We start from the raw sequence: 21,169 nt of genomic DNA on the forward strand, positions 1-21,169 counted from the left end.
ACCAGCCCAAGTCCTCAACCGAGTACTGTCGAACCCGACAACAACCACTGTTGCAACTAAACCCTGAATTCACCCCGTTGACGCGTCGTAGTTTGCACGCTCGGCGGTTGAGGCCGCCATCCCGCAGCGCGCATCGCTGCAACCACTCGGGCAATCAGGGTGCCCTGCCGATAGCGCAGCAGCTCGCTGCTCACCCTGACAATCGTCCAGCCCTGGTCGAGCAATGCCGTGTGCCGGTCGATATCACGGTCCCGCTGCGCGGGGTCCGTCCAATGCTGCGGCCCGTCGTACTCGACGCCGACCCGCAGATCCCGATACCCCATGTCGACGCGGGCAACGAAGTCGCCATATTCGTCGCACACCGTGATCTGAGTCTGTGGCGCGGGCAATCCGGCGTCGATGAGCACCAGCCGAGTGCGTGTCTCTTGTGGCGATTCGGCGCCACCGTCGACGAGCGGAAGTACGCCCCGAAGCCGGGCCAGGCCGCGCGTGCCGCGATGTTCAGCCATCACTGCTTCGACGTCGGCCACCTTGACGTCGGTGGCATTCGCCAGCGCGTCGAGCCGTTGCACAGCCTGCAGCCGCGAAGACGTCCATCGGCCAATGTCGAAAGCCGTGCGCGCCGGACTTGTCACCGGCATGCCGTCAACGTCGACCACCTCACCGGGAAGCAGAGTTTCGATGTGCACCGCGATGCCGGCCGGTGGGCGCCGATTGGTGTGGATCAGCTCGGCGTCGAGCGCCGGGCTCACCCACTTGGCGTCGAGCAGCGCCGCCGCCGAGTTGCCGGCGACGACGGCGTGGCGCCGCGACCACAGCCATGCCGCCCGCGCTCGTAGGCGCGCGGTCAGCTCGAAGCTGGCGGGCACGTAAACACCCGGGTACACCGCCTCGTAGAGCGAGCGCATCGCGCGCTCCGGCATGGCCTTGGCGGCCAACGCCTCACGGACCAAGAAGACTTCGGTCATGCCGACATGCTGCCGGCCCACGCCGACAGCACCACGAATGTGCAAACTACGACGCGACACGCCGTGGAAGCGTCGTAGATTGCACGCTCGACGGCAAGGAGAGGCTAGAGCCGTTCGATGATCGTGACGTTGGCCGTGCCGCCGCCCTCGCACATCGTCTGCAACCCGTAGCGGCCGCCGATGCGCTCCAGCTCGTTGAGCATGGTGGTGAACAGCTTGGCCCCGGTGGCGCCCAGGGGGTGACCCAGCGCGATCGCGCCGCCGTTCGGGTTGACCTTCTCGGGGTCAGCCTTGATCTCCTTGAGCCAGGCCAGGACAACGGGCGCGAACGCCTCGTTGATCTCGACGGTGTCGATGTCTTCGATTGACAGCCCGGTTTTTTCCAACGCGTAGCGGGTGGCCGGGATGGGGCCGGTCAGCATGAACACCGGGTCGGCGGCGCGGGCACTGATGTGGTGGATGCGGGCCCGCGGGGTCAGCTTGTGGTCCTTGACGGCCTGCTCGGAGGCCAGCAGCACCGAACTGGCGCCGTCGGAAATCTGGCTGGCCATCGCGGCCGTCAACCGGCCGCCCTCGACCAGCGGCTTGAGGCCGGCCATCTTCTCCAGCGACGACTCGCGCGGGCCCTCGTCGACCCGGAACGGCCCGGTTTCGGTTTCGACGGTGATGATTTCGTTGTCGAAGTGGCCGCTGCGGATCGCCGCGAAAGCGCGCTCGTGGCTGGTCAGCGCGTACTGCTCCATCTCTTCCCGGGATAGGTTCCACTTCTGGGCGATCAGCTCCGAGCCGCGGAACTGGGAAATCTCTTGATCGCCGTAGCGGTGCAGCCACGACTTGGATTCGTTTGTCGGCGAGGTGAACCCGAACTGCTCGCCGACGGTCATGGCCGACGAGATCGGGATCTGGCTCATATTCTGCACCCCACCCGCCACGATCAGGTCGGCCGTGCCGGACATGATCGCTTGCGCACCAAAGGAAATCGCCTGCTGGCTGGAACCACACTGGCGATCGACGGTGACGCCGGGAACCTCTTCCGGGTAGCCCGCGGCCAACCACGAGAGCCGGGCGATGTTGCCAGCCTGCGCGCCGATGGCGTCGACACAACCGGCGATCACGTCGTCGACGGCGGCGGGGTCGACGTCGACCCGGTCGAGCAGTCCGCGCCACCCCAGGGCGCCGAGGTCGACCGGATGCACCCCGGCCAGTGCGCCGTTGCGCTTGCCGACCGCGGTACGTACAGCTTCAATGACGTACGCCTCGGGCATTTCAGACTCCTTCTTTGGTGATCCCGCCAAGCACGATGGCGAGATATTGCTGACCGACCTGCTGCGCGGTGAGCGGTCCGCCGGGTTGATACCACCGCACCGACACCCAGGTGGTGTCACGGATGAAACGGTAGACGAGGTCGACGTTGAGGTCGGGCCGGAAGTAGCCCTCGTCGATGCCCTGATGGAGCACCTCGACCCACATCTTGCGTTGCTGGCGGTTCATGTCCTCGATGTAGGAGAACCGGGGCTGCGCCAGCAGTCGCTTGGCCTCGTCCTGATAGATCACGACCTGCGCATGTCGGTCCTCGATCGCCTCGAACGACGCCATGAACAGCCCGCTGAGCCGTTCCAGGGGGTTGGGCTCGCTGTCGATGATTTCGCGGTACCGGGCGAACAGCCAGTCCAGGAAGCTGCGCAACAGCTCGTCGACCATCTCCTCCTTGGAGGAGAAGTGGTGGTACAGGCTGCCGGACAGAATCCCGGCGCCGTCGGCGATGTCGCGCACGGTGGTGGCACGCAAGCCGCGCTCGGCGAACATCGTCGCGGCGAGCGCCAGCAACTCGTCGCGGCGGCTGTTTGCTTGACCGGGCACTCGGTCCACTCGACCAGGGTATCAACCAAGCGCTTGCTCGGCCAGCCGTCGAGCGCTGACGTGGCGCCTTCCGCTTATGCAACTGCGAATCGCGTCGCTGATCCCAGCATCCGCTGCACGAAAAATAGGGAAATTTCCCGATGATTTGAGCCCGCCCGTCGGCGCACGCTCTCCACAAGTCTACTTGCGGCTCGGTTGTCGGGGTTGGTATCTCACCGGGGCGGCCGGGGAAACGTGTCGGGGTTCTTCAACGTGGGAACCAGGGTGTCGGGCCTACTTAACCTCAGTCGGTTGCCATAGGCTCACGCATGCTGGCTGGATACCGAGATCACCTCTCCGGTCAGGTAACTCGAGTAGTCGCTGGCCAGAAACGCGATGGTGGCCGCCACCTCCCACGGCTCGGCGGCACGGCCGAACGCCTCGCCGGCCGAAAGCCGGTCCAGCAGGTCGGCCGAGGTCGTCTTGTCGAGGAACTTGTGCCGGGCGATGCTGGGCGAGACGGCATTGATGCGCACCCCGTACTCGACGGCTTCTATTGCGCTGCAACGGGTTAGCGCCATCACCCCGGCCTTGGCCGCGGCGTAGTGCGACTGCGAGTGTTGCGCCCGCCAGCCCAGCACGCTGGCGTTGTTGACGATCACCCCGCCGTGCGACGCCTCGCGGAAGTACCGCAGCGCCGCGCGGGTGGCGCGGAACACCGACGTCAGCGTCACATCCAGGACGCGGTCCCACTCGTCGTCGGTCATGTCGACCACCGGGGTCTGTCCACCCAGCCCGGCGTTGTTGACCAGCACGTCGAGGCGGCCCATCCGCGCGGTGGTCGAGTCGATCAGGGCGTCGACCTGGGCGGTGGACGTCACGTCGCACACCACCTTTTCGACCCGGCCCAGCCCCAGCGCGGTCAGCTCGTCGGCGGTCTCCCCCAGCCGCCGTTCGTGGTGGTCGGAGACCACGACGTCGGCGCCTTCGACCAGGGCCCGCCGCGCGGTGGCCGACCCGATGCCGGTGCCGGCGGCCGCGGTGACGACCACCACCTTACCTTCCAGAAGCCCGTGCCCGGCAATCTCTTTGGGCGCTTCGGACAGACTCATCCCTTTACCTCTCGGGGTAAGCCGAGCACCCGCTCGGCGATGATGTTGCGCTGGATCTCGTTGGATCCGCCGTAGATGGTGTCGGCGCGGGTGAACAGGAACAGCCGCTGCCATTCGTCGAATTCGCCGTCGGTCATGCTCATCCCGCGCTTGCCGATCACATCCATGGCCAGCTCGCCGAGATCGCGATGCCAGTTGGCCCACAACAACTTCGACACGTTGTCCTGGCCGGGCTGCTCGATATCCATGGTGGCCAGGGCATACGAACGCATGGCCCGTAGGCAGGCCCAGGCCCGGGTCAGCCGCTCCCGGATGAACGGGTCGTCGGCGGCGCCGTTGCGTTGTGCCAGCTCGGCCAGGTTGGAAAGCTCACGGGCATAACGGATCTGCTGCCCCAGCGTCGATACGCCGCGCTCGAAGGTCAACGTGCCCATCGCGACCCGCCATCCGTCGCCGGGCTGACCCACCACCATCGAGGCGTCGGTGCGGGCGTCGTCGAAGAACACCTCGTTGAACTCCGCCGTGCCGGTGATCTGGACGATCGGCCGGATCTGCACGCCCGGCTGATCCAGCGGCACCAGCAGGTACGACAGCCCGGCATGGCGCTTGGACCCCTTCTCGGTGCGTGCCACCACAAAGCACCACTGCGACAGATGCGCCAGCGACGTCCACACCTTCTGGCCGTTGATCACCCATTGGTCGCCGTCGAGTTCGGCGGTGGTCGAGACGTTGGCCAGGTCGCTGCCGGCGCCGGGTTCGGAATATCCCTGGCACCACAGCTCGGTGACGTCGAGGATGCGTGGCAGGAAGCGCTGCTGCTGCGCCGGCGTCCCGAACGCGATCAGCGTCGGGCCGAGCAGCTCCTCGCCGAAGTGGTTGACCTTGTCCGGCGCGTCGGCGCGGGCGTACTCCTCGTAGAAGGCCACCCGATGCGCGGTGGAAAGCCCGCGCCCGCCGTGCTCGACCGGCCATCCCAGGCACGTCAGCCCAGCCTTGGCGAGGTGCCGGTTCCACGCCCGGCGTTCCTCGAACGCCTCGTGCTCTCGGCCCGGGCCGCCGAGGCCTTTCAGCGCAGCGAATTCGCCGACCAGATTGTCGGCGAGCCACTCGCGGACCTCCGCCCGGAACTCCTCGACGTCCTGCATGCCCTGTAGGCTAACCTACCAAGCACTTGCTTTGTAGGCCGTCGGTGACAGGCGGCCTCGTGAAGGAGCATTCGATGATGAGCGATCCCCGCACCGTGCCCGCGGCGCTGGATCGTTTGGCGGCCCAGCTTCCCGAGCACCCCGCGTTGATCACCGACGAGCGCTCGTTCACCGCCGCCGAACTTCGCGACGAGGTGCACCGGGCCGCGGCGGCGCTGATCGCACTCGGCGTGCGGGCGGGAGACCGCGTGGCCATCTGGTCGCCGAACACCTGGCACTGGGTGGTGGCCTGCCTGGCGATCCACCACGCCGGCGCCGCCATGGTGCCGCTGAACACCCGCTACACCGCCGAAGAGGCCAGCGACATCCTGGCCCGCACCCGCGCGCCGGTGCTGTTCGCGATGGGCCGCTTCCTTGGCACCGACCGGGTGGCCCGCCTCGACGGCCCGAACTCTCAAGCCCTGCCGGCGCTGCGCCACGTCGTGCGGATCCCGATCGAGGCCGCAGAGACTGGTGTCGGCACGTGGGACGACTTCATCGCGCGCGGCACCGACTTTCAGACTGTCGCCCAGCGCGCCGCCGCCGTCACCCCCGACGACGTCAGCGACATCCTGTTCACCTCCGGCACCACCGGACGCAGCAAAGGCGTCCTCTGCGCGCACCGGCAGTCGCTGTCGGCGTCGGCGTCGTGGGCCGCCAACGGCAAGATCACCGCCGACGACCGCTACCTGTGCATCAACCCGTTCTTCCACAACTTCGGCTACAAGGCCGGCATCCTGGCCTGCCTCCAGACCGGAGCGACGCTGATCCCGCACCTGACCTTCGACCCGCCCCGGGCGCTGCAGGCCATCGAGCAACACCGCATCACCGTGCTGCCCGGGCCGCCGACCATTTACCAAACCCTGCTCGACCATCCGGCGCGCCACGACTACGACCTGAGCTCGCTGCGCTTCGCGGTGACCGGTGCGGCCACCGTGCCGGTGGTGCTCGTGGAACGCATGCAGTCCGAGCTCGACATCGACATCGTGCTGACCGCCTACGGCCTGACCGAAGCCAATGGCATGGGAACGATGTGCCGCGCCGACGACGACGCCGTCACCGTCGCCACCACCTGCGGGCGGCCCTTCGCCGGCTTCGAATTGCGCATCGACGCCTCGGCTCCCGGCGAAGCGGGCGAGGTGCTGCTGCGCGGACCGAACGTGATGCTGGGCTATCTCGACGACCCGGACGCGACCGCGGCCGCCATCGACGCCGAGGGCTGGCTGCATACCGGCGACATCGGCGCCGTCGACGAGGCCGGCAACCTGCGCATCACCGACCGGCTCAAGGACATGTACATCTGCGGCGGGTTCAACGTCTACCCCGCCGAGGTCGAGCAGGTGCTGGCCCGGATGGAGGGGGTGGCCGACGCCGCCGTGATCGGGGTTCCCGACGAGCGGCTGGGCGAGGTCGGCCGCGCCTTCGTGGTGGCCCGGCCCGGCGCCAACCTCGACGAGCAAGCGGTGATCACTTACACCCGAGAACATCTGGCGAATTTCAAGGCACCGCGCTCGGTGCGGTTCGTCGACGCGTTGCCGCGTAATGCGGGCGGCAAGGTGGTCAAACCACAACTGCGAGAGCTGGATTGATGGATCTGGATTTAGACGAAAACACGCGGGCCTTCCAAGCCGAGGTCCGCAAATTCCTCGAAGCCAACGCCGAGTCGATCCCGACGAAGTCCTACGATAACGCCGAAGGCTTTGCCCAGCACCGTCATTGGGACCGGGTGCTGTTCGACGCCGGCCTGTCGGTGATCACCTGGCCCGAGAAGTACGGGGGCCGCGACGCGCCGCTGCTGCATTGGGTGGTGTTCGAGGAGGAATACTTTCGCGCCGGGGCGCCTGGGCGGGCCAGCGCCAACGGCACCTCCATGCTGGCCCCGACGCTGTTCGCGCACGGCACCGAGGAGCAGCGGAACCGGATCCTGCCGAAAATGGCCAGCGGCGAACAGATCTGGGCGCAGGCCTGGTCGGAACCCGAATCCGGAAGCGACCTCGCCTCGCTGCGGTCCACCGCCACCAAGACCGAGGGCGGCTGGCTGCTCAACGGTCAGAAGATCTGGAGCTCGCGGGCGCCGTTCGCCGAGATGGGATTCGGGCTGTTCCGCTCCGACCCCGCCGCCGAGCGGCACAACGGCCTGACCTACCTGATGTTCGACCTGAAGGCCGACGGCGTCACCGTTCGGCCCATCGTCCAGCTGAGCGGCGACACCGGCTTCGGCGAGATCTTCCTCGATGACGTCTTCGTGCCCCACGAAGACGTGATCGGCACCCCCAACGACGGCTGGCGCGCGGCCATGAGCACGTCGAGCAACGAGCGCGGCATGTCGCTGCGCAGCCCCGCCCGGTTCGTGGCCGCCGCGGAACGGCTGGTGCGGATGTGGAAGGACCGCGGCTCCCCCGAGGCCTTCGCCGACAGCGTCGCCGACGCGTGGATCAAGGCACAGGCCTACCGGCTGCAGACCTTCGGCACGGTGACCAGGCTGGCCGCCGGTGGCGAGCTCGGCGCGGAATCTTCGGTGACCAAGGTGTTCTGGTCGGACCTGGACGTGGCGATTCACCAGACGGCGCTCGACCTTCTCGGCGCCGACGGGGAGCTGGCCGGCGCGTGGACAGAGGGTCTGCTGTTCGCGCTGGGTGGCCCGATCTACGCCGGTACCAACGAGATTCAGCGCAACATCATTTCCGAACGGTTGCTGGGCCTGCCGCGAGAGAAGAAGTGACCGTGAGATTCGAACTAGACGAACAGCAGCGCGACTTCGCCGCCAGCATCGACGCCGCACTGGGCGCGGCGGACCTGCCGGGCGCGGTCCGCGCCTGGGCTGCAGGCGATCTCGCGCCCGGCCGCAAGGTGTGGGGGCAGCTGGCCGACCTGGGCGTCACCGCGCTGGCCGTGCCGGAGAAGTTCGACGGCATCGAGGCCCATCCGGCGGATCTGGTGATCGCCCTCGAGCGCCTCGGCCGCTGGTGCGTGCCCGGCCCGGTTGCCGAATCCATCGCGGTGGCACCGCTTTTGCTCGCCACTGACGATCAAGCCGAGCGCAGCGCCGGGCTGGCCTCGGGCGAGCTGATCGCCACCGTCGCGATGCCGCCGCACACACCGCGCGCCGTCGACGCGGAGATGGCCGGGCTGGTGCTCTTGGCTAGCGAGAGCGGTGTGACAGAGGCCGCCCCGGGTGAAGAGCACAAGTCGGTCGACCCCAGTCGCCGCGTGTTCGACGTGACCGCGACCGGCAACGCTTGGCAAGCGGATGTCAAGCGCGCCTACGCGTTCGGCGCCCTGGCCACCGCAGCGCAGCTGGTCGGCGCCGCCCAGGCGCTGCTCGACGCCGCGGTCGGCTACGCCAAGCAGCGCAGCCAGTTCGGCCGGGTGATCGGTTCGTATCAGTCGATCAAGCACAAGCTCGCCGACGTCCACATCGCGGTGGAGCTGGCCCGACCGCTGGTGTATGGGGCCGCGCTGTCGCTGGATGCACGCGACGTCAGCGCGGCCAAAGCCGCGGCGGCCGAGGCGAGCCTGCTGGCCGCGCGGGCCGCGCTGCAGACCCACGGCGCGATCGGCTTCACCCAGGAACACGACCTGTCCTTGTGGCTGCTGCGGGTGCAGGCATTACGCTCGGCCTGGGGTGGCCCCGAGGCGCATCGCCGCAGAGTGCTGGAGGCATTGTGACTGAAGAGCGGGAGTTGCTGCGGGAGACCGTGGCAGCCTTGGTCGCCAAGCACGCCGACCCGGCGGCGGTGCGCGCCGCGATGGAGTCCGACCGCGGCTACGACGAGTCGCTGTGGCAGCTGCTATGTGAACAGGTCGGCGCGGCCGCGCTGGTGATACCCGAGGAGCTCGGCGGCGCTGGCGGCGAATTAGCCGACGCCGCAACCGTTTTGCAGGAGCTGGGACGAAACCTGGTGCCCTCTCCGCTGCTGGGCACCACCCTGGCCGAGCTGGCGTTGCTGGCCGCGCCCGAGCCGGACGCCGGGGCGCTGGAGGGCCTCGCCGAGGGTCGTTCGATCGGCGCGCTGGTCCTCGACGCCGACTACGTGGTCAACGGCGACACCGCCGATGTCGTCGTGGCGGTAGCCGAAGGCCAACTGAGCCGGTGGACCACATTCAGCGCGCAGCCGGTCGCCACCATGGACCCCACCCGTCGCCTGGCGCGGTTGAAACCCGAAGAGATCCAGGCGATCGGACCCGACCCGGGCCTCGCCGACACCGCGGCGATCCTGTTGGCGGCCGAGCAGATCGGCGCCGCGGAACGTTGTTTGGAGCTGACCGTCGAATACACGAAGAACCGCGTGCAATTCGGCCGCCCGATCGGCAGCTTCCAAGCGCTCAAGCACCGGATGGCCGACCTGCATGTGGCGGTCGCCGCGGCCAGGGCCGTCGTGTCCGACGCGTGCGACAACCCCACCCGCACCAACGCCGCCACCGCGCGCCTCGCCGCCACCGAGGCGCTCGGTAGGGTGGCCGCCGAGGGCATCCAGCTGCACGGCGGCATCGCGATCACCTGGGAACACGACATGCACCTGTATTTCAAGCGCGCCCACGGCAGTGCGCATCTTCTGGCCTCCCCGCGAGAACTGTTGCGCCGGCTGGAGTCCGAGGTACTGCCCACGTCGTGAACGCCTCCGTCTCGCTGCGCGCCGGCATCCCGCCCTTCTACGTGATGGATGTCTGGCTGGCCGCCGCCGAGCGCCAGCGCAGCCACGGCGACCTGGTGAACCTGTCGGCCGGCCAGCCCAGCGTGGGCGCACCGGAGCCGGTGCGGGCGGCCGCGGCGTCAGCGTTGCACCTCAACCAGCTGGGCTACACCGTGGCGCTGGGCATCCCGGAGCTGCGCGCGGCGATCGCAGCGGATTACCAACGCAAGCACGGAATTGACGTCGAGCCCGACGCGGTCGTCGTCACCACGGGCTCCTCGGGTGGTTTCCTGCTCGCCTTCCTGGCGTGCTTCGATGTGGGCGACCGGGTGGCGCTGGCCAGCCCCGGCTACCCCTGCTACAGAAACATCCTGTCCGCCTTGGGATGTGAGGTCGTGGACATCGCATGCGGACCTGAGACCCGGTTTCAGCCCACCGCGCAGATGCTCGCCGAGCTAGACGCGCCCGTGCGCGGCGTCATCGTCGCCAGCCCGGCCAATCCCACCGGGACGGTCATACCGCCGGGCGAGTTGGCCGCGATCGCGTCCTGGTGCGACAGCGCCGGGGCGCGGCTGATCAGCGACGAGGTGTACCACGGCCTGGTCTACGCTGGTGCGCCCCAAACCAGCTGCGCCTGGCAGACGTCACGAAACGCGGTGGTGGTCAACAGCTTTTCCAAGTACTACGCGATGACGGGCTGGCGGCTGGGCTGGCTGCTCGTGCCGACCGAGCTGCGCCGCGCGGTGGACTGCCTGACCGGCAACTTCACCATCTGCCCGCCGGTGCTGTCGCAGCTCGCCGCGGTGGCGGCGTTCACCCCGGAAGCGACCGCCGAGGCGGACGGTAACCTTCGGCATTATTCGGTCAACCGCTCGCTGCTCCTCGACGGGCTGCGCGAAATCGGCGTCGAGCGGCTGGCGCCCACCGACGGCGCGTTCTACGTGTACGCAGACGTGTCGGATTTCACCAGCGACTCGCTGGGCTTTTGTTCAAAGCTGCTGGGCGACACCGGAGTTGCCATCGCACCGGGCATTGACTTCGACACCGCGCGCGGCAATTCTTTCGTCCGGCTGTCGTTCGCCGGACCGACCAGCGACATCGAGGAGGCCCTGCGGCGAATGGGCCCGTGGTTGGCGGCCCGCTAATCCTCGAGAGGGCAGTGGCTGTCGCGGTGGGGTGGGCAAAAAGTGCACAAACCCCACCGAGTGACTGATGTGACATGCGTTATCCCAAGCCTGGGCCCGGCGCCGCCCCGCTAGGCGTCGAGGATCTCGTCGATGCAGGCCTCGAGCGCACCCCGCTCGCCCGCATCGGTCACGTTGATGCCGAACCGGTCCCCGAGCGTGTCGACCACGGCCGCCGCGTCGTCCAGGCGCATCTTTTCGCTGCCCTCGGCGCGGTGAATGGTCAGGTCGCGGCCGGCCAGGTTCACCCGGGCACCGTCGATCACCCGGGCGGCCATCAGGCCGGTCACGAAGTGCGACGACGGGTGGGTCGAGACGAACCAGCTACCCACCTTCAGGTCGATGTCCGGTGCGGTCCGCGTGCCGAATTCGTAAAGCGGCGTCCACTCGCCGCGGAGCTGGGCCTGCAGGACCAGCCCGTCACGGCGGTCCTCGAGCCGGTACGGCTCGAGCGTGGTCTGTTGGACGCTGCCGGTCTCGATGCGGATCGGAGAGGTCGGTGTCTGGCCGCCGAAACCCACGTCGACCAGATATGGCCCCTGCGAGCCCGGGAACGTCACCGCCAGCACCGTGTGTGTCTGCGCCGGCGTCGGCGCGCCGGGCGGGGCCATCCAGATCACCCGACCGGCCAGTCGCCGCACCCGGAAGCCGAGTTCGCCCAGCACGTAGCCCATCAGCCCGTTCTGCTCGTAGCAGTAGCCGCCCCGGCGCCGGCGCACCAGCTTGTCGATGAGGGCCTCGGGGCCGAGGTCGTCGACCGGGACTCCCATCAGCGGATCGAGGTTCTCGAACGGAATCGTCTGGGTATGGGCGGTGACCAGTCCTCGCAGCGCCTCGAGGTTCGGCTCCGCGGCGCCGCGGTAGTTGATCCGGTCGAAGTATCCGTTCACATCGAGCGTCATATAGCCATTCTGGGCGGGCAACGCCGTGCACTGCATCGACCGGGCTTGTTTTATATCTGTCGAAGATGGGGAATCGGTAGGGGCGCGTGCCACAGCACGCGCACACACGAAACGACGGAGCCCAACATGAGCACCAGCACTATTTGGATCGTGGTCGCCGTGGCAGTGGCCGCCGTGGTGTTTGTCGCCATCCTTCTGGCCGCCACCAGAGCAGCGCGTCGACGCCGCCAACGGCAGGCCGAAGAGATCCGCGAGCAGGCCAAGGTGGAAACGGCCAGGGTGGAACGGCGTCAAGCGCTGGCCGACGAGACGGCCGCCAAGGCGCGCGCGGCGCAGGCCGAGGCCGAAGCCAAGGCCGCCGAAGCCGCCAGGCTGCAGGAACGAGCAGCGTCGCATCACAACGAGGTGGCGAACTCGCGCGAGCAACTCCAGGAACGGTTGCAGCACGCCGACAGCATCGACCCGACGGCGACGACGCGCGACGCGTCGGATCAGCCCGAACACGGTCGCGACGAGGCGTGGAGCGAGGAGACGCCCGTCAGGCACGATGACGTGCAGACCGACAATTTCCGCGACGCCGGCAACTACCGGGCGCCGTCCAGCTGAGTCGGGCCGGCCGACACACCCGGTGGGCCGCCCCCTCAGCGGGCCACCGGGTGCGCCCGGTCAAATTCACACGAGCTGTAGAGCTTCCCGCCGGCATCGGCGGGCGATTTGCTGCTCGCGGGCATACAGCATCCCGTAGCTGAACCCGTTCTCCCCCACCGTCGTTCCCGCCGACACCGCCATCTGCCGCAGCGCGGCGGTAGCCACCACCGTGTCCTGGTGGTCACCCAGCACGCTTTGAATTTGCTTGTAGTGCTTGACCGTTCGCTTGGTCCCCTGGCCCAGGGGCTTGCACAGTTCGCCGGCGTAGCGGGCGCGCTTGGCGGCCTTGCGCGCCCTGTGCAGCATCGCGTCGTCGCCGGAGTGCAGTGCCGCGGCCAGCCGCCGATCCGCCTTGCGCTGTGCGCGCCGGGCCCTTTTTCGCAGCGTCTTGACGTCGATCCGCCGGTCGACGGGCGGCTCGTCGCGCCAGCCGCGCAGCACCGTCAACAACGCCCGGTAGCGCTCGGAGTCCATGGCCTCGCTCAGCCGCGCGCGGGCGGGCAGCTCGACGGCTTGCAGTTCGTTGCGGATGCGGGACCGAACCGGTCCCAGGACCAGTTCTTCGGGCATCGCGTCGAGCGCCTCGTAGAACCGGCGCCGCTGAACCTCACAATCACGGACCTCGCCGAGCAGCGCGGCGAACCACTTCAGTTCACGGTCCACGTCGCCGGTGTCCCCCTCCAGCGCCTTGGCGAATACGCGCAGGGTGCTGCGCAACCGCCGGATCGCCACTCTGGTGTCGTGTATCGGGTCCTCGCCCCGCTCTTCCCCGTGGCGCAACTGCCCGTCGCCGTCTTCTATCTGGTCGATCTGAGCGTTCAGATAATCCACTAACGCTCGGGGGGCCGAGTAACGCATAAGGACCTGCATTCCCGAAAACCGGTGGCCGCCAAACATCAAACCGCGGACGCGCAGGAGTGACTTAAAGCCACGTGTCCTGGGTGGTCGCGGTGAGGAACGCCTCCAGGTCGTCGCGCCACTGCGCCGGCGTGGTCTTGTCGGGCTCGATGCCGGTGTAGTCGCCGCGATAGAACAGCAGCGGCCGTGGCTTGATCTTGGGCGCCTCCGACAGCGATTGCACCGCGCCGAACACCACGAAGTGATCGCCGCCGTCGTGCACCGAAGCCACCGTGCAGTCGATGTAGGCCAGCGACCCCTCGATGATCGGCGATCCCAATTCCGAAGGGCTCCAGTCGATTCCGGCGAACTTGTCGGGCTCCTTCGATCCGAACCGAGCCGACACATCCTTCTGCTTTTCCCTCAGCACGTTCACGCAGAACCGGCCGGTGGCCTCGATGGCCTTGAACGACCGCGACACCTTGGTGGGGCAGAAGAGTACCAACGGCGGATCCAGGGACAGCGCCGCAAACGACTGGCAGGCGAAGCCGACCGGCACGTCGTCGTGCACCGTGGTGATGATCGTGATCCCCGTGCAGAACTGACCCAGCACCTGGCGGAAGGCCCGCGGATCGATCTGACCTGTCATGGCTGGCCTCAGGTTAGGCCTTGAAGCCGACCGAGAAGTCGTGACCCCACAGGCTCACCGCGGTGCTTTCCCGGGCGATCCAGTCGCCATCCTCGACTTTCCTACCCTCACAACCGAATTCGATATCGAACCCGCCGGGCGTCTTCATGTAGAACGACAGCATCAGGTCGTTGACGTGCCGGCCCAGGGTGGCCGACATGGGCACCTTGCGGCGCAACGCCCGGTCCAGGCACAGGCCCACATCGTCGGCGTTTTCCACCTCAACCATCAGGTGCACGATCCCGCTGGGCGTCGGCGCCGGCATGAATGCCAGGCTGTGATGCCGCGGGTTGCAGCCGAAGAACCGCAGCCAGGCCGGCGCACCGTCGGCGGGCCGCCCCACCAGCTGGGGCGGCAGGCGCATCGAGTCCCGCAGCCTGAAGCCCAGCACGTCGCGGTAGAAGTGCAACGACTCGGCGTCGTCACGGGTGGACAGCACCACATGGCCCAGACCCTGCTCGCCGGTGACGAACTTGTGCCCGTACGGGCTAACCACCCGACGGTGCTCCAGCGCGGCTCCGTGGAAGACCTCGAGGCAGTTGCCCGACGGGTCGGCGAACCGGATCATCTCGTCCACCCGGCGATCGGCCAGTTCGGCGGCCGTGGCCTCCTTGTACGGTGTGCCCTCCACGTCGAGACGATCGCGGATCTCTTGCAGCCCTTCGGCGTTCGCGCATTCCCAGCCGGCCTCGGAGAGCCGGTCGCGCTCGCCCGGCACGATCACCAGTCGCGCCGGAAAGTCGTCCATCCGCAAGTACAGGGCGCCCTCGGTGTCGCCTCCCGAAGCAGGTGAGCCCTCGACCATGCCGAGCACCTTCAGGCCATACTCGCGCCAGGCCGCCATGTCGGTGGCCTCGATGCGCAGATAGCCCAGCGACCTTATGCCTGCGCCGCTCATCTCGCGCCTCCCAGGAAATCAATGGTGAGTCTGTTGAACTCGTCGAACTTCTCCACCTGCGCCCAGTGCCCACATTGCCCGAAAACGTGCAGCTGCGCACGCGGAATGGTCTTCATCGCGACCAGCGCGCCGTCCAGCGGATTGACCCGGTCTTCGCGCCCCCAGATCAGCAACACCGGCTGGCGCAGGCGGTACACCTCGCGCCACATCATGCCGAGCTCGAAATCGGCCCCCGCGAACGACGTTCCCATCGCCCGGGTCGCCGTCAGCGACTCCGGGGTGCTGGCCAACGCGAAACGCTGATCGACCAACTCGGGGGTGATGAGGTTCTTGTCGTAGACCATCACCCGCAGGAAGGCCTCCAGATTCTCCCGGGTGGGAGCCCCGGAGAACGCCCCCAGGCGCTTGACCCCCTCGGTCGGGTCGGGCGCGAACAGGTTGACGCTCAGCCCGCCCGGACCCATCAACACCAGGCGCCCGGCCAGGTCGGGGTAGTCCAGGGCGAAGCGGACGGCGGTGCCGCCGCCCAACGAATTGCCCACCAGCGGAACGCGTCCCAGGCCGAGTTCGTCGAAGAGCCCCTTGAGCGCCCGGGCGGCGTAGCGGTTGAACTGTTCGTGCTCGGCGCGTTTGTCGGAGTGTCCGTACCCCGGCTGGTCGACGGCCAGCACGTGGAACTGCTCCGCCAGCACCGCGATGTTGCGCGAGAAGTTCGTCCAGCTCGACGCGCCCGGGCCGCCGCCGTGCAGCAGCACCACGGTCTGGTCGTTGCCGATCCCCGCCTCGTGGTAATGCAGCTTGAGCGGTCCGTCGACGTCCACTTCGACGAATCGCGAGGTGGACTCGAAAGTCAGCTCGTCAACCTCGGACCGGGTACTAGCCATCAGACCATCGTGTCGCCGGGCGGCAACCCGAACTCGTGGTTCCCGAAGATCACGTAGGCGCGCTCGGGATCGTTGGCCGCGTGCACCCGGCCGGCGTGAGCGTCGCGCCAAAACCGTTGCACCGGCTGGTCGTTGGCCAGCGCGGTGGCACCGGACGCCTCGAACAACCGGTCGATCGAGGCGATCGACCGGCCGGTGGCGCGCACCTGGTCACGACGGGCGCGGGCGCGCAGCTCGAACGGGATCTCCTTGCCCGCCGCCAACAACGCGTACTCGTCGCCGACGTTGCCGATCAGCTGCCGCCACGCGGCGTCGATGTCGCTGGCCGCCTCGGCGATGCGGATCTTGGCGAACGGATCGTCCTTGGCCTTCTCGCCCGCGAACGCCGCGCGCACCCGCTTGCCCTGGTGCTCGACGTGCGCGGCGTACGCACCGTAGGCCATGCCCACGATCGGCGCCGAGATGGTGGTGGGATGCATTGTGCCCCAAGGCATCTTGTAGACCGGGGCGGTGTTGGTCTGGTATCCGCCGGCGGTGCCGTCGTTCATCGCCTTGTAGGACAGGAACCGGTGCCGCGGCACGAACACGTCCTTGACCACCAGTGTGTTGCTGCCGGTGCCGCGCAAGCCGACGACGTGCCACACGTCGTCGATGCGGTACTCGCTGCGCGGGATCAGGAAGCTGCCGAAGTCCACCGGCCGGCCGTCCTTGATGACCGGGCCGCCCACGAACGTCCAGCTGGCGTGGTCACATCCCGACGACCAGTTCCACGATCCGTTGACGAGGTAGCCGCCGTCGGTCACGACGCCCGCACCCATCGGGGCATACGACGACGAGATCCGGGTCTTGGGGTCCTCGCCCCAGACCTCGACCTGAGCCTCCTGGTCGAACAGCGCCAGGTGCCAGTTGTGCACGCCGATGATCGAGCTCACCCAGCCGGTCGAGCCGCAGGCGCTCGCCAGCCGGCGGACCGCCTCGTAGAACAGGGTGGGATCACACTGCAGCCCGCCCCACTGCTCGGGCTGCAGCAGCGTAAAGAACCCGACGTCCTCGAGGTCCTGGACGGTCTCGTCGGGCAGCCGGCGCAGGTCCTCAGTCGCCTGCGCGCGCTCGGAAATCCGCGGCAGCAGCTCGTCGACGGCAGCCAAAACCTGCTGCGCGTCGCGCTGTTGAATGGACGTCACTTAGGTTTGCCTCCTGGGCCAGACTTACAAGGTGGACTTACACCAGAGACTAGAACACGTTCCGATTCGTGTCGAGCAGGGTATTCCTGCGGCTGGTAGCGGTACAAAACGGGTTTTCTGTAACATGTTCTAGTTGTGCGTGGCGATCGCAAGAGCGGCGCAGCCGGTCGCAGCGGGGTCGCCACGTGTTGTGAAGGAAAGGCGGGACGGGTCTTGACCGAGGCAATCCCAGACGAGCCACTCGGCACCCACGTCCTGGAGCTGCAGATCGCCGAGGTCGTCGCCGAAACCGACGACGCGCGGTCGCTGGTCTTCGCGATCCCGAGCGAGGAGGGGGACCCCGACATCCCTCCAGGGCGGCTGAACTACGCACCCGGGCAATTCCTGACGTTGCGCATTCCCAGCGGGCGCACCGGCTCGGTGGCCCGCTGCTACTCGCTGTGCAGCTCGCCCTACACCGACGGCGCGCTGACGGTCACGGTGAAACGCACCGCGGACGGGTACGCGTCCAACTGGCTGTGCGACCACGCGCACGCGGGCATGCGCATCCACGTGCTGGCGCCGTCGGGCACCTTCGTGCCCAAGACGCTCGACGACGACTTCCTGCTGCTGGCCGCCGGCAGCGGGATCACCCCGATCATGTCGATCTGCAAGTCGGCGCTCGCCGAGGGCAGCGGGCAGGTGACGCTGCTCTACGCCAACCGCGACGACCGCTCGGTCATCTTCTGCGATGCGCTGCGCGAGCTGTCGGCCAAGTATCCCGACCGGCTCACCGTGCTGCACTGGCTGGAATCGCTGCAGGGGCTGCCCAGCGCGACCGCGCTGGCAAAGCTGGCCGCCCCCTACACCGACCGGCCGGTGTTCATCTGCGGCCCCGGCCCGTTCATGGACGCCGCCCGCGCCGCGCTCGAGACTCTGAAAGTGCCTGCGGCACAGGTGCATATCGAGGTGTTCAAGTCGCTGGACTCCGATCCGTTCGCGGCGGTCAAGATCGAGGACACCGCCGAAGGCGACCAACCGCCGGCCACCGCGGTGGTGGAGCTGGACGGCGAGACCCACACCGTGTCGTGGCCGCGCAACGCCAAGCTGCTCGACGTGTTGCTCGCAAAAGGTTTGGATGCGCCGTTCTCCTGCCGAGAGGGCCACTGCGGCGCGTGTGCCTGCACCCTGCGCAGGGGCAAGGTCGACATGGAAGTCAACGACGTCCTGGAGCAGCAGGACCTCGACGACGGCCTGATCTTGGCCTGTCAATCTCGCCCGGAATCTGATTCGGTAGAAGTCACCTACGACGAGTAGTCCGGTAGCGAACAGGGAAGGGTAGCGCGATGAAGCGGCTGACAACGGGGTTTGCGGTCGTCACGGGCATGCTGGCGCTCGTGCCCGGCCCGGTGTGCTCGGCGGCGAGCAACGACGCCACGACCCTGTTTCCGCTGGACGGCCCCAACCAGCTGGAGACGCACGCCTTCCTCAATTGCTTTAAATCCGATGGTCATTGCGATTTCACCGTGGGCGCCGACATGCGCACGCCCGACGGCGTGACGGGGTTCCCGCCCGGCCTGTGGGCGCGGCAAACCACGGAGGTCCGGTCGACCAACCGGATGGCCTACCTGGACACCCACGCCGCCGGCCAGTACGAAAGGGTGCACAAGGCGATGGGCAACGACGAGATCACCACCATTTACTTCGGTGAGGGTCCCCCGGACAAGTACCAGACGACCGGACGGATCGACTCCACCGATTGGTCGACGGGCCAACCCAAGACGGACATCAATGTCATCGCGTGCACGCATATCCAGGTGGTCTATCCCGGCGTCAACATCACCTCGCCCAGCACCTGCGCGCAGACCACGTTCTCCTAGGCTCTTCCCAAGCCGGGTTTCGCCGAGCCTGTAATCCGCAGGCAAAGTGCGAGGAGAGTGAGGGCCTGTGAAATTACAGGCTCGACGGAAACGGCTAGCGCGGCAGGCCGAGGAGCCGCTCGGCGGCGACGGTGAGCAGGATCTGCTCGGTGCCGCCGGCGATCGTCAGGCAGCGGGTGTTGAGGAAGTCGAACATCGCCCGGTTGTCGACCAGGCCGCCGCCTTCGGAGACATCCATCATGAATTCGGCCAGCGCCTGCCGGTAGCGGACGCCGATCAGCTTGCGCACGCTGGACTGTGCCCCTGGGTCCTGGCCGCCCACGGCGAGTTGGGCGATGCGCTGATCCAGCAGCGCGCCCGTCTGGGCGGTGGCGATCAACCGGCCCAGCCGGTCCTGCTGGGCGGCGTCGAGATCGAGCTCGGACAGCACCTTGAGCAGCTCTTCCATCGGGTTGCCCAGCGCGGTCCCGGTGGCCATCGCGACCCGCTCGTTGGCCAGCGTGGTCCGGGCCAGCCGCCAGCCGTCGTTCACCGTGCCGACCACCATCTCGTCGGGGACGAACACGTTGTCCAGGAAGACCTCGTTGAACAGCGAGTCACCGGTGATCTCGCGCAGCGGGCGGATCTCGATGCCCGGCGATTTCATGTCCACCAGGAAGTAGGTGATGCCCTTGTGTTTGGGGGCGTCGGGGTCGGTGCGCGCCAGGCACACGCCCCACCGCGCCTTGTGCGCCGCCGACGTCCACACCTTCTGCCCGGTCAGCAGCCAGCCGCCCGCGGGATCTTCCGAGCGCACTGCTTTTGTGCGCAGCGACGCCAGGTCGGACCCGGCTCCTGGCTCGGAAAACAGCTGGCACCAAACGAATTCGCCGCGAAGCGTGGCCGGCACGAACCGCTCGACCTGCTCCGGCGTGCCGTGCTCGAGGATCGTCGGCGCCGCCCACCAGCCGATCACCAGGTCCGGACGCACGACGCCAGCCGCCGCTAGTTCCTGGTCGATCAGCAACTGCTCGGCCGGTGTCGCGCCGCGACCGTACGGCGCCGGCCAGTGCGGCGCCAGCAGCCCCGCCTCGGCCAGGGCCACCTGACGCTTCTCCTCGGGCAGCGCGGCAACGTCGGCGATGGCCGCGGCGATCTCGGCCCGCAGCCCCTCCACCTCGGACAGGTCGATACCGAGCCGGCGGCGCACCCCCGCCTGCGTCAGCTCGGCGATGCGGCGCAACCAGCGCTCGGCACCTCCCAGAAACCTCCCGATGCTGTGGACGCGGCGCAGGTACAGGTGCGCGTCGTGCTCCCAGGTGCAGCCGATGCCGCCGAGCACCTGGATGCAGTCCTTGACGTTGGCCTTGGCGGCGGCGATGCCGATGCCCGCGGCCAGCGCCGCCGCGATCGAGAACTGATCCGGGTCGGCGTCGGCCGCCGCGCGGGCGGCGTCGGCGGCGGCCACCTCGGCCTGCTCGGCGCGGCACAGCATCTCCGCGCACATGTGCTTGATGGCCTGAAAGCTGCCGATCGGCTTGCCGAACTGCTCGCGCACCTTGGCGTAGGCGACGGCGGTGTCCAGCGACCAACGGGTGACGCCGGCCGCCTCGGCGGCCAGCACCGTCGCGGCCAGCTCGGAAACCCGCCGTTCCGACGCGCCGAGCACGGTGGCCGGCGCCGAGGTCAATACGACCCGGGCCAGCGGCCGGGAGAAGTCGGTGGCCGGCAGCGGTTCCAGCTCCACGCCGTCGCCGCCGGCGTCGACCACCAGCGCCTGTCCGCCGGCGAGGACGATCAACACGCCGCCTTCCGCGGCGCCCAGCACCCAGGGCAGCGCGCCCGAGGCCGTAGAGGTCTCGGCGTCGAACCGCACCTCACCCTCGAGGCCCAGCCCGGCGAAGCGCTCCCCGGAGGCCAGGGCGGCCAGCAACTCGGGGCAGGCGCCCGCCTCGGCCAGGAGCACGGTCGCCAGCGCGGTGGTCGCGACCGGGCCGGCGATCAGCGCCTTCGCGGTCTCCTCGACCATCGCGCACAGGTCCTCGATGCTGCCGCCCGCCCCGCCGTGGTCCTCGGGGATCGCCACCCCGAACAACCCCAGGTCGGCCAGGCCGGCGAACACCGGCCGCCAAGCGTCGGGGTTGCCCTGCTCGACCTCGCGGATCGCCGCGGTCCCGCCGGGCCCCGAGGTGGTGTTGCGGGCCCAGTCCCGCACCAACGCACGCGCGGCAAACTGTTCGTCGGTGACGGTCGCTACCACCCTGAGGTCCTCCGCGTCATGAATTCACCGGTTATGGCCGGTACCAATACCACTAGAACGTGTTCTAATAGTGCCAGCGATCGAGCGTCAAGTCGAACGCCATCACAGC

The 21,169-nt window shown here is 68.2% G+C and carries 20 protein-coding genes; 8 read left to right on the forward strand and 12 right to left on the reverse strand.

What is annotated here, in order from left to right; all coding sequences use genetic code 11:
* Positions 1-56 precede the first annotated feature (56 nt).
* The 5 genes from A5764_RS06625 to ipdE1 form a co-directional block, all read right to left on the reverse strand.
* On the reverse strand, positions 57-968 hold the full coding sequence (locus A5764_RS06625) for an endonuclease domain-containing protein (RefSeq protein WP_067110640.1): 912 nt from the start codon (positions 966-968) through the stop codon (positions 57-59).
* A 104-nt stretch (positions 969-1,072) separates the two neighbouring features.
* Entirely contained in the window at positions 1,073-2,233 is a 1,161-nt protein-coding gene (fadA6, locus tag A5764_RS06630) for a steroid 3-ketoacyl-CoA thiolase FadA6 (protein WP_067110425.1), read from the reverse strand.
* Position 2,234: 1 nt separating this feature from the next.
* Positions 2,235-2,837 carry a TetR family transcriptional regulator KstR2 gene (gene kstR2 / locus A5764_RS06635; protein WP_156664528.1) on the reverse strand — a complete coding sequence of 201 codons (603 nt, stop codon included), beginning with the start codon at positions 2,835-2,837 and terminating at the stop codon, positions 2,235-2,237.
* Between the two features lie 293 nt (positions 2,838-3,130).
* Positions 3,131-3,919 (reverse strand): (5R,7aS)-5-hydroxy-7a-methyl-1-oxo-2,3,5,6,7,7a-hexahydro-1H-indene-carboxyl-CoA reductase, encoded by a 789-nt coding sequence (gene ipdF / locus A5764_RS06640; RefSeq protein ID WP_067110430.1) that lies wholly within the window; start codon positions 3,917-3,919, stop codon positions 3,131-3,133.
* Positions 3,916-5,064: an acyl-CoA dehydrogenase IpdE1 gene (gene ipdE1 / locus A5764_RS06645; RefSeq protein ID WP_067110433.1), complete on the reverse strand. Its 1,149-nt coding sequence runs from the start codon at positions 5,062-5,064 to the stop codon at positions 3,916-3,918. Before ipdE1 ends, ipdF begins: the two co-directional genes overlap by 4 nt.
* A gap of 74 nt (positions 5,065-5,138) precedes the next feature.
* Here ipdE1 and fadD3 point away from each other — a divergent pair, with 74 nt between their 5' ends.
* The 5 genes from fadD3 to A5764_RS06670 are packed head-to-tail and all read left to right on the forward strand — an operon-like array spanning position 5,139 to position 10,882.
* Positions 5,139-6,692, forward strand: a complete 1,554-nt coding sequence (gene fadD3, locus A5764_RS06650; protein WP_067110643.1) for a 3-((3aS,4S,7aS)-7a-methyl-1,5-dioxo-octahydro-1H-inden-4-yl)propanoate--CoA ligase FadD3 — start codon at positions 5,139-5,141, stop codon at positions 6,690-6,692.
* Positions 6,692-7,825 (forward strand): acyl-CoA dehydrogenase family protein, encoded by a 1,134-nt coding sequence (locus A5764_RS06655; protein ID WP_067110436.1) that lies wholly within the window; start codon positions 6,692-6,694, stop codon positions 7,823-7,825. The genes fadD3 and A5764_RS06655 overlap by 1 nt, the downstream gene beginning before the upstream one ends.
* Positions 7,822-8,772 (forward strand): acyl-CoA dehydrogenase family protein, encoded by a 951-nt coding sequence (locus A5764_RS06660; protein WP_156664529.1) that lies wholly within the window; start codon positions 7,822-7,824, stop codon positions 8,770-8,772. Before A5764_RS06655 ends, A5764_RS06660 begins: the two co-directional genes overlap by 4 nt.
* A complete protein-coding gene (locus tag A5764_RS06665; RefSeq protein ID WP_067110437.1) occupies positions 8,769-9,719 on the forward strand; it encodes an acyl-CoA dehydrogenase family protein in 951 nt (316 codons plus the stop codon). Before A5764_RS06660 ends, A5764_RS06665 begins: the two co-directional genes overlap by 4 nt.
* A gap of 44 nt (positions 9,720-9,763) precedes the next feature.
* Positions 9,764-10,882 carry a pyridoxal phosphate-dependent aminotransferase gene (locus A5764_RS06670; protein ID WP_067110648.1) on the forward strand — a complete coding sequence of 373 codons (1,119 nt, stop codon included), beginning with the start codon at positions 9,764-9,766 and terminating at the stop codon, positions 10,880-10,882.
* 110 nt (positions 10,883-10,992) lie between these two features.
* Here A5764_RS06670 and A5764_RS06675 read toward each other — a convergent pair whose 3' ends face one another.
* Positions 10,993-11,823 (reverse strand): arylamine N-acetyltransferase, encoded by an 831-nt coding sequence (locus tag A5764_RS06675; RefSeq protein ID WP_067110439.1) that lies wholly within the window; start codon positions 11,821-11,823, stop codon positions 10,993-10,995.
* Positions 11,824-11,949: 126 nt separating this feature from the next.
* Here A5764_RS06675 and A5764_RS06680 point away from each other — a divergent pair, with 126 nt between their 5' ends.
* Positions 11,950-12,429 (forward strand): hypothetical protein, encoded by a 480-nt coding sequence (locus tag A5764_RS06680; protein WP_067110441.1) that lies wholly within the window; start codon positions 11,950-11,952, stop codon positions 12,427-12,429.
* Between the two features lie 66 nt (positions 12,430-12,495).
* Here A5764_RS06680 and A5764_RS06685 read toward each other — a convergent pair whose 3' ends face one another.
* The 5 genes from A5764_RS06685 to hsaA all read right to left on the reverse strand — a co-directional run bounded on the left by A5764_RS06685 (position 12,496) and on the right by hsaA (position 16,962).
* On the reverse strand, positions 12,496-13,302 hold the full coding sequence (locus A5764_RS06685) for a CHAD domain-containing protein (RefSeq protein WP_067110443.1): 807 nt from the start codon (positions 13,300-13,302) through the stop codon (positions 12,496-12,498).
* A gap of 91 nt (positions 13,303-13,393) precedes the next feature.
* Positions 13,394-13,957: a 3-hydroxy-9,10-secoandrosta-1,3,5(10)-triene-9,17-dione monooxygenase reductase subunit gene (hsaB, locus tag A5764_RS06690; protein ID WP_067110445.1), complete on the reverse strand. Its 564-nt coding sequence runs from the start codon at positions 13,955-13,957 to the stop codon at positions 13,394-13,396.
* Positions 13,958-13,970: 13 nt separating this feature from the next.
* Positions 13,971-14,894 carry an iron-dependent extradiol dioxygenase HsaC gene (gene hsaC / locus A5764_RS06695; protein ID WP_067110447.1) on the reverse strand — a complete coding sequence of 308 codons (924 nt, stop codon included), beginning with the start codon at positions 14,892-14,894 and terminating at the stop codon, positions 13,971-13,973.
* A complete protein-coding gene (gene hsaD / locus A5764_RS06700; RefSeq protein ID WP_067110450.1) occupies positions 14,891-15,778 on the reverse strand; it encodes a 4,5:9,10-diseco-3-hydroxy-5,9,17-trioxoandrosta-1(10),2-diene-4-oate hydrolase in 888 nt (295 codons plus the stop codon). Before hsaD ends, hsaC begins: the two co-directional genes overlap by 4 nt.
* Positions 15,778-16,962 carry a 3-hydroxy-9,10-secoandrosta-1,3,5(10)-triene-9,17-dione monooxygenase oxygenase subunit gene (gene hsaA, locus A5764_RS06705; protein WP_067110453.1) on the reverse strand — a complete coding sequence of 395 codons (1,185 nt, stop codon included), beginning with the start codon at positions 16,960-16,962 and terminating at the stop codon, positions 15,778-15,780. Before hsaA ends, hsaD begins: the two co-directional genes overlap by 1 nt.
* Positions 16,963-17,175: 213 nt before the next feature.
* Between hsaA and A5764_RS06710 the strand changes: the two genes are divergently transcribed.
* On the forward strand, positions 17,176-18,258 hold the full coding sequence (locus A5764_RS06710; protein ID WP_067110466.1) for a ferredoxin--NADP reductase: 1,083 nt from the start codon (positions 17,176-17,178) through the stop codon (positions 18,256-18,258).
* Positions 18,259-18,287: 29 nt separating this feature from the next.
* Complete coding sequence (locus A5764_RS06715; protein WP_067110467.1) at positions 18,288-18,821, forward strand: hypothetical protein; 534 nt, start codon at positions 18,288-18,290, stop codon at positions 18,819-18,821.
* A gap of 94 nt (positions 18,822-18,915) precedes the next feature.
* Here the strand turns inward: A5764_RS06715 and A5764_RS06720 are convergent, their stop codons facing one another.
* Entirely contained in the window at positions 18,916-21,060 is a 2,145-nt protein-coding gene (locus A5764_RS06720) for an acyl-CoA dehydrogenase (protein ID WP_067110468.1), read from the reverse strand.
* Positions 21,061-21,169 lie beyond the last annotated feature (109 nt).

This window comes from Mycobacterium sp. 852002-51057_SCH5723018, from assembly GCF_001667035.1.
Taxonomy (GTDB): domain Bacteria; phylum Actinomycetota; class Actinomycetes; order Mycobacteriales; family Mycobacteriaceae; genus Mycobacterium.

What these genes read in the sequence shown, in the direction of transcription:
- A5764_RS06625 (WP_067110640.1), bottom strand. Translation starts at nt 968, where the DNA reads ATGACCGAAGTCTTCTTGGTCCGTGAGGCGTTGGCCGCCAAGGCCATG.
- fadA6 (WP_067110425.1), bottom strand. Translation starts at nt 2,233, where the DNA reads ATGCCCGAGGCGTACGTCATTGAAGCTGTACGTACCGCGGTCGGCAAG.
- ipdF (WP_067110430.1), bottom strand. Translation starts at nt 3,919, where the DNA reads ATGAGTCTGTCCGAAGCGCCCAAAGAGATTGCCGGGCACGGGCTTCTG.
- ipdE1 (WP_067110433.1), bottom strand. Translation starts at nt 5,064, where the DNA reads ATGCAGGACGTCGAGGAGTTCCGGGCGGAGGTCCGCGAGTGGCTCGCC.
- fadD3 (WP_067110643.1), top strand. Translation starts at nt 5,139, where the DNA reads ATGATGAGCGATCCCCGCACCGTGCCCGCGGCGCTGGATCGTTTGGCG.
- A5764_RS06655 (WP_067110436.1), top strand. Translation starts at nt 6,692, where the DNA reads ATGGATCTGGATTTAGACGAAAACACGCGGGCCTTCCAAGCCGAGGTC.
- A5764_RS06670 (WP_067110648.1), top strand. Translation starts at nt 9,764, where the DNA reads ATGGATGTCTGGCTGGCCGCCGCCGAGCGCCAGCGCAGCCACGGCGAC.
- A5764_RS06675 (WP_067110439.1), bottom strand. Translation starts at nt 11,823, where the DNA reads ATGACGCTCGATGTGAACGGATACTTCGACCGGATCAACTACCGCGGC.
- A5764_RS06680 (WP_067110441.1), top strand. Translation starts at nt 11,950, where the DNA reads ATGAGCACCAGCACTATTTGGATCGTGGTCGCCGTGGCAGTGGCCGCC.
- hsaB (WP_067110445.1), bottom strand. Translation starts at nt 13,957, where the DNA reads ATGACAGGTCAGATCGATCCGCGGGCCTTCCGCCAGGTGCTGGGTCAG.
- hsaC (WP_067110447.1), bottom strand. Translation starts at nt 14,894, where the DNA reads ATGAGCGGCGCAGGCATAAGGTCGCTGGGCTATCTGCGCATCGAGGCC.
- hsaD (WP_067110450.1), bottom strand. Translation starts at nt 15,778, where the DNA reads ATGGCTAGTACCCGGTCCGAGGTTGACGAGCTGACTTTCGAGTCCACC.
- A5764_RS06715 (WP_067110467.1), top strand. Translation starts at nt 18,288, where the DNA reads ATGAAGCGGCTGACAACGGGGTTTGCGGTCGTCACGGGCATGCTGGCG.